This is a genomic window from Saccharothrix hoggarensis, assembly GCF_052936025.1.
In genome coordinates this window covers 6233030-6246224 of record NZ_CP193624.1, presented here as the reverse complement: position 1 = coordinate 6246224, position 13195 = coordinate 6233030, and the positions used below count along the sequence as shown (strand labels likewise).

13 protein-coding genes are annotated in these 13195 nt (G+C 73.6%); 9 read left to right on the top strand and 4 right to left on the bottom strand.

What is annotated here, in order from left to right; genetic code table 11:
- Window positions 1–60: 60 nt before the first annotated feature.
- Window positions 61–1449 carry a MocR-like pyridoxine biosynthesis transcription factor PdxR gene (gene pdxR, locus ACRAKH_RS28225; RefSeq protein WP_447009401.1) on the top strand — a complete coding sequence of 463 codons (1389 nt, stop codon included), beginning with the start codon at window positions 61–63 and terminating at the stop codon, window positions 1447–1449.
- A 158-nt stretch (window positions 1450–1607) separates the two neighbouring features.
- Window positions 1608–2675, top strand: a complete 1068-nt coding sequence (locus ACRAKH_RS28220; RefSeq protein WP_380730487.1) for a D-alanine--D-alanine ligase family protein — start codon at window positions 1608–1610, stop codon at window positions 2673–2675.
- Here the strand turns inward: ACRAKH_RS28220 and ACRAKH_RS28215 are convergent.
- Together ACRAKH_RS28215 and ACRAKH_RS28210 are read right to left on the bottom strand one after the other, a co-directional pair.
- Window positions 2672–3250 (bottom strand): DUF3515 domain-containing protein, encoded by a 579-nt coding sequence (locus ACRAKH_RS28215; protein WP_447009400.1) that lies wholly within the window; start codon window positions 3248–3250, stop codon window positions 2672–2674. The genes ACRAKH_RS28220 and ACRAKH_RS28215 overlap by 4 nt on opposite strands.
- A gap of 20 nt (window positions 3251–3270) precedes the next feature.
- On the bottom strand, window positions 3271–3504 hold the full coding sequence (locus tag ACRAKH_RS28210) for an Lrp/AsnC family transcriptional regulator (RefSeq protein ID WP_015104517.1): 234 nt from the start codon (window positions 3502–3504) through the stop codon (window positions 3271–3273).
- Between the two features lie 97 nt (window positions 3505–3601).
- Here ACRAKH_RS28210 and ACRAKH_RS28205 point away from each other — a divergent pair, with 97 nt between their 5' ends.
- The 4 genes from ACRAKH_RS28205 to ACRAKH_RS28190 are packed head-to-tail and all read left to right on the top strand — an operon-like array spanning window position 3602 to window position 6280.
- On the top strand, window positions 3602–4567 hold the full coding sequence (locus ACRAKH_RS28205; protein ID WP_380730142.1) for a thiamine-phosphate kinase: 966 nt from the start codon (window positions 3602–3604) through the stop codon (window positions 4565–4567).
- Between the two features lie 53 nt (window positions 4568–4620).
- On the top strand, window positions 4621–5052 hold the full coding sequence (locus tag ACRAKH_RS28200; RefSeq protein ID WP_380730140.1) for a GNAT family N-acetyltransferase: 432 nt from the start codon (window positions 4621–4623) through the stop codon (window positions 5050–5052).
- A 17-nt stretch (window positions 5053–5069) separates the two neighbouring features.
- Window positions 5070–5591 (top strand): gamma carbonic anhydrase family protein, encoded by a 522-nt coding sequence (locus ACRAKH_RS28195; protein WP_380730138.1) that lies wholly within the window; start codon window positions 5070–5072, stop codon window positions 5589–5591.
- 14 nt (window positions 5592–5605) lie between these two features.
- Window positions 5606–6280 (top strand): uracil-DNA glycosylase, encoded by a 675-nt coding sequence (locus ACRAKH_RS28190; protein ID WP_380730136.1) that lies wholly within the window; start codon window positions 5606–5608, stop codon window positions 6278–6280.
- 85 nt (window positions 6281–6365) lie between these two features.
- Here ACRAKH_RS28190 and rpmB read toward each other — a convergent pair whose 3' ends face one another.
- Window positions 6366–6557 (bottom strand): 50S ribosomal protein L28, encoded by a 192-nt coding sequence (rpmB, locus tag ACRAKH_RS28185; protein WP_033437952.1) that lies wholly within the window; start codon window positions 6555–6557, stop codon window positions 6366–6368.
- 146 nt (window positions 6558–6703) lie between these two features.
- Here rpmB and ACRAKH_RS28180 point away from each other — a divergent pair, with 146 nt between their 5' ends.
- Genes ACRAKH_RS28180 through ACRAKH_RS28170 form a run of 3 tightly spaced genes read left to right on the top strand, consistent with a single transcriptional unit; the run spans window position 6704 to window position 11339 of the window.
- Window positions 6704–8308 (top strand): DAK2 domain-containing protein, encoded by a 1605-nt coding sequence (locus ACRAKH_RS28180; protein WP_447009399.1) that lies wholly within the window; start codon window positions 6704–6706, stop codon window positions 8306–8308.
- Between the two features lie 14 nt (window positions 8309–8322).
- Entirely contained in the window at window positions 8323–10503 is a 2181-nt protein-coding gene (gene recG, locus ACRAKH_RS28175) for an ATP-dependent DNA helicase RecG (RefSeq protein ID WP_380724799.1), read from the top strand.
- Between the two features lie 23 nt (window positions 10504–10526).
- Complete coding sequence (locus ACRAKH_RS28170) at window positions 10527–11339, top strand: hypothetical protein (RefSeq protein WP_380724798.1); 813 nt, start codon at window positions 10527–10529, stop codon at window positions 11337–11339.
- A 15-nt stretch (window positions 11340–11354) separates the two neighbouring features.
- Here ACRAKH_RS28170 and ACRAKH_RS28165 read toward each other — a convergent pair whose 3' ends face one another.
- Window positions 11355–12767, bottom strand: a complete 1413-nt coding sequence (locus ACRAKH_RS28165; RefSeq protein ID WP_380724797.1) for a hypothetical protein — start codon at window positions 12765–12767, stop codon at window positions 11355–11357.
- Window positions 12768–13195 lie beyond the last annotated feature (428 nt).

The following is a 13195-nucleotide window of genomic DNA, read 5'->3' as shown; positions in this document are numbered from 1 at the left end:
CCTTCTCCGGTAAAGTGGCACCTTTCAAGAGCCAATTCTCGGCGATCTGAGGAGACCACTTTGGCGGAGACGGCGCTGGCGGTCGTCCTGGACCGGGCCTCGGCCGAACCCCTGGCCGTGCAGCTCGCGGACGCCCTGCGCGCGGCGGCGGCCGACGGGAGGCTGCGCAGCGGTGACCGGCTGCCCTCGACGCGGGCGCTGGCCGAACGGCTCGGCGTGAGCCGGACCGTGACGGCAGCAGCATACGAGCAGCTCCACGCCGAGGGCTGGATCGCCGGGCGGCACGGCTCGGGGACGTACGTCACGACGACGCCGCCGGGCGCGCTGAAGTCCAAGGCGCGCCGTGCCGCGGTGCCGGCCGCGCCCGCGGACGTGGTCGACCTCGCGCCGGGCGCGCCGTGGGCGGAAGGGCTGGACCGGGCCGCGTGGCGGCGGGCGTGGCGCGCGGCGGCGGACGTGCAGCCGCTGTTCCGGCCGGCCCGCGGCGGGCTGCCCGAGTACCGGTCCGTCGTCGCCGAGCACCTGCTGCGGCACCGCGGGCTGGCCGTGCGCGGCGGGCTGCGGGAGGAGCTGGTGCTCGCGACCGGCGGCACCACGTCGGCGTTGGTGGAGCTGGGGTTGGCGGTGCTGCGGCCCGGTGACGCGGTCGCCGTGGAGGAACCCGGCTACCAGCGGGCGGTGTGGGCGCTGCGGTCCGCCGGCGTGCGGGTCGTGCAGGCGCCCGTGGACGCCGAGGGGCTGCTCGTCGAGGCCGTGCCGCCGGGCGTTCGGGGCGTGTACTGCTCGCCCGCCCACCAGTACCCGATGGGTGGGCGCATGTCCGCCGCGCGGCGGGTGGCGCTGGTGGAGCGGGCCCGCGCCGAGGGCTGGCTCGTGGTCGAGGACGACTACGACGGCGAGCTGCGGTACGACGTCGCGCCGCTGCCGCTGCTGGCCGCGCTGGCGCCGGACGTCGTGGTGCACCTGGGCACCACGAGCAAGATCCTCACCCCGACGCTGGGCGCGGGCTGGATGGTCGCGCCCGAGCCGATCGCCGCCGAGGTGCTGGCCCACCGCGACCGCACCGGCACCAGCCCGTCCGCGGCGGGGCAGCGCGTCGTGGTCGAACTGGCCCGCAACGGCGACCTGGGCCGGCACCTCCGCAAGCTCCGCCGTGAGCTGTCCGAGCGCCGGGCGCTGCTCTCCGCCGCGTTCGCCGAGGCCGGCATCCCGGTGCTGGGCGACGACGCGGGCGCGCACATCGTCGTCCCGCTGCCGTCGGCGCAGGCGGAACGCGAGGTGCTGGCCGAGGCGCACGACCGGGGCCTCCGCCTGGACGGCCTGGGCCGCCACCACGCCGGCCGCCCGAAGGTCCACGGCGCCGCGATCGGCTACAGCGCCTGCTCGCGCGACCAGCTGACCGCCGCCCTGCCCGACCTGATCCGCATCCTCACCCCCGCCGCCACCTGACCACGCGAACCCGCCACGCGAACCCACCACCACCCGCCGCCCACCCGCCGCCGAATGCCCGTCGCCGCCCCGTCCGCGAAACCCGCGCGACCCCTCACTTCCGCCGTCACCCCGGCGAGTCGGGTGGGGGGTTACGCCATCCGGGTAGGGTCCGATCCATGACACAGCGCAAGACCAAGGTCGCCGTGGTGTTCGGCGGGCGCAGCAGCGAGCACATGGTCTCCTGCCTGTCCGCCGGCAGTGTCCTGCCGCACCTGGACCGGGACCGGTTCGACGTCGTGCCGGTGGGCATCACCGAAGCGGGCGCGTGGGTGATCGGCGCCGACGACACCAGGGCGCTGGAGGTGCGCGACCGCCGGCTGCCCACCGTCGACGCGCTGGTTCCGGTGTCCGGCGCCGAACTCGTGCCCGTCGCGCCGAACGACGTGCTCGCCGACGTGGACGTGGTGTTCCCCGTCCTGCACGGCGCGTGGGGCGAGGACGGCACCGTCCAGGGCCTGCTGGAACTGGCCGACATCCCGTACGTGGGGCCGGGCGTGCTGGCGAGCGCCGTCGCCATGGACAAGGAGTTCACCAAGCGGCTGCTCCACGGCGCGGGCCTGCCGGTGGGCGAGTTCGCGGTGCTGCGGCGCGACCAGGACACGTTGTCGGACGCCGATCGGGAACGGTTGGGGCTGCCGGTCTTCGTGAAGCCGGCGCGCGCCGGGTCGTCCGTGGGCATCTCCAAGGTCGTGGACTGGGCGCACCTCGACAGCGCGATCGCCCTGGCCCGCAAGACCGACCCGAAGGTGATCATCGAGGCCGCCGTCTCCGGCCGCGAGGTCGAGTGCGGCGTGCTGGAGTTCCCGGACGGCCGGGTCGAGGCGTCGCTGCCCGCCGAGCTGCGCATCGTCGGCGGCGAGGTCGACTGGTACGACTTCGACGCCAAGTACCTGGACGACGTCTGCGAGTTCGACATCCCGGCCAAGCTGGAGGAGCACGTCTCCCGCGACCTGCGCGAGATGGCGGTCACCGCGTTCCGCGCGCTGGACTGCCAGGGCCTGGCCCGCGTCGACTTCTTCGTCACCGACTACGACGAGCTGGTCGTCAACGAGGTCAACACGATGCCGGGCTTCACGCCGATCTCGATGTACCCGCGGATGTGGGCGGAGACGGGCGTCGACTACCCGACGCTGCTGACCACGCTGGTCGAGACGGCCCTCGCCCGCGGCACGGGCCTGCGCTAGCCGGTGGTGTCCACGGGGCCCCGCGCGAGGGTGTCTCGGACCGTGGCCGAGACGTCCTGCAGGGGCCCCGTGCCGGCGTCGGACGGCACGGTCAGCGCCACGTACACCGGCCGGTCAACCACGTACCACGTGGCCGAGTCGCCCTCGGCCACCTCGAGCCACTGCACGTCGGAGATCACCCGGGTGACGGAGGTCGGCGTGAGCGCAGCGGGCCGGTCCAGGCCGCACCGCAGCACGACGGGCTGGTGCGCCGCGTCGCCCCACGCCAGCGCGCCGGCGGGCGCGGGGGACGCGAGTTCCCGGCGCGGCAACGTGACGCCGCCGGACAGCAGCTCCGCCGGCAGCGCCGCGAGCAGCGCCCGGCACTCGGCCGACTCGGCCTCCGGCGCGGGCACGGGCACCAGCGCGAGGGGACCGGTGTGCTCGGCGGGCGGGACGGCGACGTCGCCGCCGTCGTCGCCGCCGAGGAAGAGGCCCACGGCCGCGACCGCGACCGCGAGCAGCACCGGCAGCCCGAGGGCGACGGCGAGCAGCGGGCGGGGGAGCAGCGAGGCGGGTTCCGGTTCCTGGGCCACCCGGCTATGACAGCACGGCGCTACAGGTGGACCACCGGGCAGGTCAGCGTTCGCGTGATGCCCTCGACGTTCTGGATGCGGGCGACCACGAGCTGGCCGAGCTGGTCCACGGTGTCGGCCTCGGCGCGGACGATCACGTCGTACGGTCCGGTGACGTCCTCCGCGGTGGCCACGCCGGGGATGCCGGAAATCTCCGCCGCAACGGCGGCTGCCTTCCCGACCTCGGTCTGGATGAGGATGTATGCGTGCACCACGGCGTGCCCCTTCGTCGCGACAGGTTAGGTCGGGGTAGGAACGTGCACAGCAACGTACCCCAGTTGGGGTTCCGAATGCTCAGAACGGGAGGCAATCTTGCGTCCGGAGCCGCCGCGGAACGCGGACACGGTCGCTGAAGTGGGTGAGTTCGGTCTCATCCGCCGGGTGACGGCAGGTCGGACGCAGCCGCCCACCACCCTGCTCGGGCCGGGTGACGACGCGGCTGTCGTCGCGGCGCCCGACGGCCGCGTGGTGGTGTCCACCGACGTGCTCGTCGAAGGTGTCCACTTCAGACTCGACTGGTCGTCTCCCGAGCAGGTCGGCCGCAAGGCGGCGGCCGTGAACCTCGCTGATGTCGTTGCCATGGGCGCGATGCCGACGGCCCTGCTGATCGGCCTGGCGTGCCCCGCCGACACGCCGTCCTCCGTGGTGGAGGGGATCACCGCCGGCCTGTGGCAGGAGGCGACCGTCGCGGGCGCCGGCGTGGTGGGCGGCGACATGGTGTCGTCCGCGACACTGGTGATCTCCGTTACGGCGCTCGGCGACATGGGCGGTCTGGAGCCGATCACCCGATCAGGTGCACAAGTGGGTGATGTCGTCGCGGTGTGCGGACGGCTCGGCTGGGCGGCGGGCGGGCTGGCCGTGCTCCAGCGCGGTTTCCGGTCGCCGGTCGCGGTCGTCGGGGCGCAGCGGAACCCCGAACCGCCGTACGCGGCGGGCCCCCAGGCCGCGGCGGCGGGCGCGACGGCGATGATCGACGTGTCGGACGGCCTGCTGGCCGACCTGGGGCACATCGCCGACGAGTCCGGCATCGGCATCGACATCCGCACGGAACTGCTCGAGGTCCACCCCCGCTTGGTCGACGTGGCGGCGGCGCTCGGCGCGGACGCCCGGCACTGGGTGCTGACCGGCGGGGAGGACCACGCGCTGGCGGCGACGTTCCCCGAGCCCGCGGCGGTGCCCGAGGGCTGGCGCACGATCGGCACGGTCCGGCACGGCAGCGGTGTGACCGTGGACGGCCGCGCGTACGAGAAACCCCCTGGCTGGGAGCACTGGCGGTAGGTACCCTCACCGATGTGGAACTATGCACGCTCGCGTATGACCATCCAGACTCGGTGAAGCTGATCGCCGACCTCCAGCAGGTCTACGTGGCCCGCTACGGCGACGGCGACGTCACGCCCGTCGACCCGGCGGAGTTCGCCGCGCCCCGCGGCCACTTCGTGGTCGGGTACGTCGACGGCGGTCCGGTGGCCTGCGGCGGCTGGCGTGCCCACGAGGAGGCGCAGGACTCGCTGCTCCCCGGCGACGCCGAGATCAAGCGCATGTACGTGGTCGAGGCCATGCGAGGGCGCGGCCTGGCGCGGGTCGTGCTGACGTCGCTGGAGGAGGCCGCGCGGTCCGCCGGCCGCACGCGGATGGTGCTGGAGACGGGGCTGCGGCAGCCCGAGGCGATCAAGCTGTACGAGAGCAGCGGCTACGCGCGCATCGACAACTTCGGCGTCTACCGGCATCATCCGGAAAGCCTTTGCTACGCGAAGGACCTCTGACCGCGGGAGGCACCGCGATGGCCATCTACGCGCTGGGCGACTCGGAGCCGGTGATCCACCCGGACGCCTACGTGCACCCGGACGCGACCGTGATCGGCGACGTCCGGATCGGCGCGCACGCGTCCGTGTGGCCGCAGGCCGTGCTGCGCGGCGACTACGGGCGCATCGAGGTCGGCGAGCGCACGTCGGTCCAGGACGGCACGGTGGTGCACTGCACCGAGTTCCACCCGGCGCTGATCGGCGCGGAGTGCGTCATCGGGCACAACGTCCACATCGAGGGCGCGACCATCGGCGACCGGTGCCTCATCGCCTCCGGGTCCGTGGTGCTCAACGGTTCCGTGGTGGAGACCGGCGCGATCGTCGGCGCGGGCGCGGTGGTGTCGTTCGACGGGCACGTGCCGGCGCGGTCGATGGCGCTCGGCGTGCCCGCCCGCGTGCGCGAGGGGTACGTCGTGCCGGACGGCGCGTGGCAGTTCGCCGTGGACAAGTACGTGGCCAACATCTTGCTGTACCGCAAGGAACTCCGGCGGCTCGACTGAGGTAGGTTCCCGCCGTGGCACGTCCGCTTGAGGAAATCATGGAATCCGGCTGGGCCGCGGCACTCGCGCCCGTCGCCGATCGGATCGCCGCGATGGGCGACTTCCTGCGGGCGGAGGTCGCCGCCGGGCGCACCTACCTGCCGGCCGGGGAGAACGTGCTGCGGGCGTTCCAGCAGCCGTTCCACTCGGTGCGGGTGCTGATCGTCGGCCAGGACCCGTACCCGACCCCGGGGCACGCCGTCGGGCTGAGCTTCTCGGTGTCGCCGGAGACGCGGCCCATCCCGAAGAGCCTGGTCAACATCTACACGGAGTACATGTCCGACCTGGGGCACCCGAAGCCGTCCAACGGCGACCTGACGCCGTGGACCGAGCAGGGCGTGCTGCTGCTGAACCGGGCGCTGACGGTGGAGCCGGGCAAGTCCAACTCGCACCGGAACAAGGGCTGGGAGCCGGTGACCGAGCAGGCCATCAAGGCGCTGGCCGAGCGGGACGCCCCGCTGGTCGCGATCCTGTGGGGCAGCCAGGCCCGCGCGCTCAAGCCGCTGCTGGGCGCGGACCGGTGCGTCGAGTCGGTGCACCCGAGCCCGCTGTCCGCCGCGGGCGGTTTCTTCGGCTCCCGGCCGTTCAGCAAGGCCAACGAGCTCCTGGTGAAGCAGGGCGCGGAGCCGGTCGACTGGAAGCTCCCCTGAGCGTTCCCCCGTACTTCCGCCCGTGACGCGAAAAGGCCCCCGGAACGAATTCCGGGGGCCTTTCCACAAGCTCGGGCGCGGGACATCAGCCGCGCACCACCTTGCCCGCCTTCAGGCACGAGGTGCACACGTTCAGCCGCTGCCGCGTCGAAGAGGAAACCTTCGCGCGCACGGTCTGAATGTTCGGGTTCCACCGGCGGTTCGTCTTCCGGTGGGAGTGCGAGACAGAATGGCCGAAGCCCGGCCCCTTGCCACAGACGTCGCACACGGCAGCCACGTCAGCCACTCCTTAAGGTTACTGATTCGGTACTCACGCCCCGGCGGGCGCGCAAGCGTGCACAAGCCTCAGCCGGGCATGGCAACCCAGACAGGGTAGCCGGTGGGCCGTTCTGCCTCCAAACCGGGTCGAATACCCTCGCCGCCATGCGGGCTCTCGATGCGGTCGCGGTGCGTCAGTGGGCGGACGCCTGCGTTCGGTCCCTGGACGTGAACCGCGAGGACATCGATCGCATCAACGTGTTCCCCGTGCCCGACGGCGACACCGGCACGAACCTGCTCCAGACCATGCGCTCGGCGTTGGACGCGCTGCTGAGGACACCCGTGGACACCGTCGGGGCGGCGTTGGGCGCGCTCGCCCGCGGCGCGCTCGCCGGTGCGCGCGGCAACTCCGGGGTGATCCTGTCGCAGGTGCTGCGCGGGCTGGCGGAGGCCGCCCAGGGCGCGCCCACGGCGTCCGGCGCGGCGTTGCGGCGGGCGTTGCTGCGGGCCGACGAGCTGGCCACCGCCGCCGTGTCGAAGCCGGTCGCGGGCACCGTGCTGTCCGTGCTGCACGCGGCGGCCGAGGCGGCTCGGGACTGCGCGTCCGACGACCTGGACGACGTGGTGACGGCCGCCGCGAAGGCGGGCGGCGAGGCGCTGGCGGACACGCCCCGGCAGCTCGCCGTGCTGGCCAAGGCCGGTGTGGTCGACGCGGGCGGGCGCGGGCTGGTCGTGCTGCTGGACACGTTGGCGGCGGTGATCACGGGACGCGCGGCCGAGCCCGCGCCGGTGACCGCCACCGTCCCGCGCGACTCGCTGACCACCGCCCGCGAGGCCGGGTCGGCCGAGTACGAGTACGAGGTCATGTACCTGCTCGACGGGCCGGCCGACCGCGAGCCCGACGTCGAGCGGCTGAAGGCCGACCTGCGGGCGGTGGGCGACTGCGTGTCCGTGGTCGGCGACGGCGCCGGGCTGTGGACGGTGCACGTGCACTGCAACGACATCGGCGCGGCCGTCGAGGCGGGCATCCGCGCCGGTCGCCCGCACCGCATCACGGTGGCCCGGTTCGCCGACCAGATCGCCGCCCAGGCGCCCCGGTTCGTGCGCGACCGGGCGATCGTGGCGCTCGTGGACGGCGAGGGCGCGGCCGAGCTGTTCCGGTCCGAGGGCGCGGTGGTGTTCGAACCCGGCGACGCGGTGACGGCCGCCGACCTGCTCGCCGTGGTCGTCGGCACGCGGGCGCGGCACGTGACCGTGCTGCCCGGCGACCCGTCGTTGCGGGAACCGCTGGACGACGCCGTCACCCAGGCCATCGCCGCCGGTCAGGACGTCGTGGTCGTGCCGACGTTCTCGCCGGTGCAGGCGTTGGCGGCGCTCGCCGTGCACTCGCCGTCCCGGCGCGCGGGCGACGACGTGGTCGCCATGGCCGAGGCCGCGGCCGCCACCCGGCGCGGCGAGGTCGCGGTGTCCGAGCGGGAGGCCATCACGTGGGTCGGCCGGTGCCGCCCCGGCGACCTGCTCGGCATGGTGGACGGCGAGGTCGTGCTCATCGAGCCCGCCGCGTCCGGCGTGGGCGACCTGGCGTGCCGGCTGGTGGACCGGATGCTCGCCAGCGGCGGCGAGCTGGTCACCGTGCTCTGGGGGCAGGCCGCCCCGGACGGGATCGAGCGGGTGCTGGAAGATCACCTCCGCGTCGCGCACCCGGAGGTGGAGCTGGCCGCCTACCAGGGCGGACAGCGGGACGCCCTGCTGGTTGTCGGTGTCGAGTAGGTGGATGGGCCGGGATGACGACCTTCGACGAGAAGCTGGTGTCGGTGCTCGGCAAGAAGAGCGCCGACGCGCTGGAGGCCGGCCTCGGCCTGACCACGGTCGGTGAGCTGCTGCGCCACTACCCGCGCCGGTACGACGAGCGCGGCAAGCTGACCGAGATCGCCGGGCTGGAGCTGGGCGAGCACGTCACCGTGCAGGCCCGCGTGAAGAGCGCCCGGCAGCGTCGGATGAAGTCGCGCAGCGGCGAGCTGCTGGAGGCCGTGATCACCGACGGCACCAGCGACCTGCACCTGGTGTTCTTCGGGCGCGGCTCGCGCAAGGTCGAGCGGGAGCTGCTGCCGGGGCGCGAGGCGATGTTCGCGGGCAAGGTCGGCATGTTCAACGGCAAGCTCCAGCTCGCCCACCCCGACTACCAGGTGCTGGACGGCGAGGGCGCGTCGGCGGCCGACTTCGCGGGCGCGTTCATCCCCGTCTACCCGGCGGCGCAGGGCATCCAGTCGTGGAACGTGTCCAACTGCGTCGAGCAGGTGCTCGCGGTGTGGGACGGCGTCGGCGAGGACCCGCTGCCGGACCAGCTGCGCGAGTCGCGCGGCCTGATCCCGCTGGAAGAGGCGCTGCGGACGATCCACCGGCCGGACAGCTGGGCCGCCATCGCCGTCGCCCAGCAGCGGTTGAAGTGGGACGAGGCGATGGCCGTGCAGCTGACCCTGGCGCAACGCCGCCGTTCGGCCACGGCCCGCCCCGCCCCCGCGTGCCCGCCCCGGCCGGGCCTGGTGCGGGACGCGTTCGACGCGCGCCTGCCGTTCGAGCTGACGGCGGGCCAGCGCGAGGTGGGCGAGCAGATCGCGCGCGACCTGTCCGGCGAGCACCCGATGAACCGGCTCCTCCAGGGCGAGGTCGGGTCGGGCAAGACGATGGTGGCGCTGCGGGCGATGCTGCAGGTCGTGGACGCCGGGCGGCAGGCGGCGATGCTCGCGCCCACCGAGGTGCTGGCGGCGCAGCACGCGCGGTCGTTGCGGGAGCTGCTGGGCGACCTCGCGCAGGCCGGTGAGCTGGGCGGCGCCGAGCACGCGACGCGGGTGACGCTGCTGACCGGGTCGATGGGCGCGCCGGCGCGGAAGCGGGCGATGCTGGAGATCGTGTCCGGCGAGGCCGGGATCGTGGTCGGCACGCACGCGCTGATCCAGGACAAGGTGGAGTTCGCCGACCTCGGCCTGGTCGTGGTGGACGAGCAGCACCGGTTCGGCGTGGAGCAGCGCGCGGCGCTGAGCGGGCGGGCCGGCGGGTCCACGCCGCACGTCCTGGTGATGACGGCCACGCCGATCCCGCGCACGGTCGCCATGACCGTGTACGGCGACCTGGAGGTGTCCGCGCTGCGGGAACTGCCGCGGGGGCGTTCGCCGATCAGCACGTCGGTCGTGCCGGTGGCGGCGAAGCCGGGCTGGCTCGACCGGGCGTGGCAGCGCATCCACGAGGAGGTGGGCAAGGGCCACCAGGTGTACGTCGTGTGCCCGCGCATCGGCGACGGCGCGTCGGAGGACGACGCGGAGGAGCCGCCGAAGGAGGACGGCTCGGACCGCCGGCCTCCGCTGGCCGTGGTGGACGTGGCGAACCGGCTGGCCGAGGGGCCGCTGCGCGGGTTGCGGATCGACATCCTGCACGGCCGGATGCCCGCCGAGGACAAGGACGCCGTGATGCGGGCGTTCGCGGCGAACGAGGTGCAGGTGCTCGTCGCCACGACCGTGGTCGAGGTCGGCGTGAACGTGCCCAACGCCACCGTGATGGTCATCATGGACGCGGACCGGTTCGGCGTGAGCCAGCTGCACCAGCTGCGCGGGCGGGTCGGCCGGGGCAGCGCGCCGGGGCTGTGCCTGCTCGTGACGGAGATGCCGGACGGCACGTCGACGATGGAGCGGCTGCGGGCCGTCGAGTCCACTCTGGACGGCTTCGAGCTGGCCCAGCTGGACCTGGAGCTGCGCCGCGAGGGCGACATCCTCGGCGCGGCGCAGTCCGGGCGGCGGTCGGGGCTCAAGATGCTGTCGCTGCTGCGGGACGAGGACGTGATCGCCGAGGCGCGCGTGGTGGCGCAGGAGGTCGTGGAGGCCGACCCGGAGCTGGCCGCCCACCCAGGCCTCGCGGGCCTGGTCGCGGGCCTGCTGGACGAGGAGCGCGCGGAGTACCTGGAGAAGGCGTAGGACCCGCCTGGGTACCCTGACTCGTGCGCCGATTCCTGTTCGCCCTGGTTCCGCTGGCGCTGGTCGCCTGCACGGCCGCTCCGGCCGGCGACCCCGCCACCACCACGTCGTCGTCACCGCCCAAGGGCGACCTGGCGGTGCTCGCCGAGCGGATCGAGCAGCGGCGGGCGGAGCTGGGGACGGCGGCGTTCCACACCGAGGGCTTCGCGTCCGACGGGCAGGCCACCGAGGTCCGCAACGTCGTGGACGGCTCGCTGCGGCAGGACGCCGACGGGCTCGCGGGCGCGATGACCATGGACGTCTCGACCGGCGGGCAGCCCAAGAAGATCTCCCTGGTCGTGCTGCGCGAGGGCACGTACGTGCAGGTCGAGGGCGCGCCCATGCCCGCGGGCAAGAAGTGGGGCTTCTACACGTCGGCGAACAGCGGCGAGGTGTCCGCGTTGCTGCGCGGCTTCGGGCCGAGCGCGATGGCGGGCGCCGAGCTCGACTACGTGCAGCCGAGGGCGGCGTTGATCGTCGGCCGGGGGTCGGAGGAGGTCGACGGCGTGCCGACGACCCGGTTCGACCTGGTCGTGGACCCGTTGAAGATGGCCAAGGTCATCGAGGACCAGGACATCCAGCTCCAGCACACCCAGCTGGCCGAGTACGGGGTGAAGATCGCCGCGACGGTGTGGGTGGACGGGACGAGCGCGCCGGTCCGCGCCGAGTACCGGTTCGAGCTGGACGGCAAGGTCGTGAAGCAGTCCACCACCCGGTTCCGCGACTGGGGTCGGCCGGTCGCGATCGCCGCCCCGGACCCGGCGGAGGTCGTCCCCGCCGAGCAGCTGCCCGGGTAACGCGCGACCGACGGGCTACCTGGCCTGCCTGCCCGTCTTGGGGATCGGCAGCTGGGTCGTCGTTTGCTCGGACGGGTTGGCGGCCTTCGCCCTGGGCTTCGCCGGGCTCGCGCCGGAGGCGTTGTCGGCACCGGCCTTGGCGCCCGCGGCGGCCTTCGGATCGGCGGCCTTGGCGTGAGCAGGCTTGGCGTCGGTGGTCTTCGCGCCGGCCGCCTTCGCCGCGACCGCCTTCGCCTCGGCAGCCTTCGTGTCGGTGGTGTTCGCCTCGGCAGCCTTGGACCCGCTCGCCTCGCCGTCCGCCGCCTTGGCGTCGGTGGCCTCGTCGGTCGCGGGGGCCGGGGCGGCGACGGCGGACTTCGCGATCTTCTTGGTCTCGGCCTCGCGCTCGTCCCCGGTCGCCGACTCGTCGTCCAGCGGCGTGAGGGAGGCGACGGCGCGGGCCACGGCCTCCTGCGCGGCGGCGAACTGCTCGCTCAGCGAACGGTGCACGCGGTGGAGCTCGGCGAGCTTCGCGTCCGCCGCCGTGGTGCGGCGGTCGGCGTGGGCGTCGGCCTCCGTGATGGTCCGCTCGGCGTGGGCGTCGGCCTCGGTGATCGTGCGCTGGGCGTGGGCGTCGGCCTCGGTGGTGGTCCGCTCGGCCTGGGCGTTGGCCTCGGCCACCGCCTTCTCGGCCTTGGCCAGCGCCTCGGACTCCAGCTCGGCGATCTCCTGCTCCGACCGGGCGCGCAGCCGCGCGACCTCGTCGCGGGCCGCCTCCAGCAGCTTCGCGGCCTCGGCCTTGGCCTCGACGACGTGCACCTCGTGCTCCTGGCGGAGCTTGGCGCGCAGCTCGTCGTACTCCTTGTCCAGGTCGTCGTGGTAGCCCTGGTACTTCTGCTCCAGCTCGACCCGCTTCGCCTCCAGCTCCGCGGTCTTCGCCTCGAACTCGGCGGTCAGCCGCTCGCGGTCGGCGGTGGCCTCGGCCATCAGCGCCTCGTGCTCGGCGGTGAGCTTGGCGCGCAGCTCCTCGTGCGACCGCTCCAGCTCGGTGCGGCGGCCCTCGAACTGGCGGTCCAGCTCCTTCGCCCGGTTCTGGTGGGACGCCTCCAGCTGCCGGCGGCGATCGTCCAGCTCGTTCATGGCCCGCTGGTGCAGGGCCTTGCCCTCGGCCGCGGCGCGCTCAGCCTCGGCCCGGGTCGCGTTCGCCTGGTCGAGCGCGGCCTGCCGGATGTCGGCGATCTCCTCCTCGGCCAACGTCATCATCACGCGCACGCGCTCGGTGACGTTGGAGGCGCTGACCGGGCTGCTGGCCAGGTTGCCGAGCTGCGCCTTCACCTTGTCGAGTTCGGCACGGGTGGTGTTGAGCAGCTTGCTCAGCTCCGCGACCTGGGCCGACGCGGCTTCGCGCGCCCGGTTGGAGTTCTTGAGGTCGAACTCCAGTCGCGTCACCCGTTCGTTCACCTGGCGCTGGTTGTAACCGCGCAGAACGACGTCGAAATGGGTGCGGGCAGCAGGCTGCCCAGTCCCTTCAGCCCCGGCCATGGGGGCAACCCTACCGAGAAGTCGCCCAGGCCAATCACCCGATGCGGGGAACGGACCGTAACGGGGCGGTGATCGAGCGTGCGGTTTGCCGAACAAGCGTTCGACCATGGTCCAGATCACGCTGGGGTGATGTGTGGGCGGCACTGCGTCACGTCAATCCTCCGGCCGCGTGCCGAAGCGTCCGGGGGCTGCGCGACGAGGCCGGGCAAGGGAGAATTCGCGGGCATGGTCCCAGGTCGCGCCGGTCCCGGCGGGGAGAGTGACCGATCACGATGACGTCCGTCACGTGAGATGGAACTCCCGAGGGGCGGGACGCGCACGGTAGCGTGCCTTGA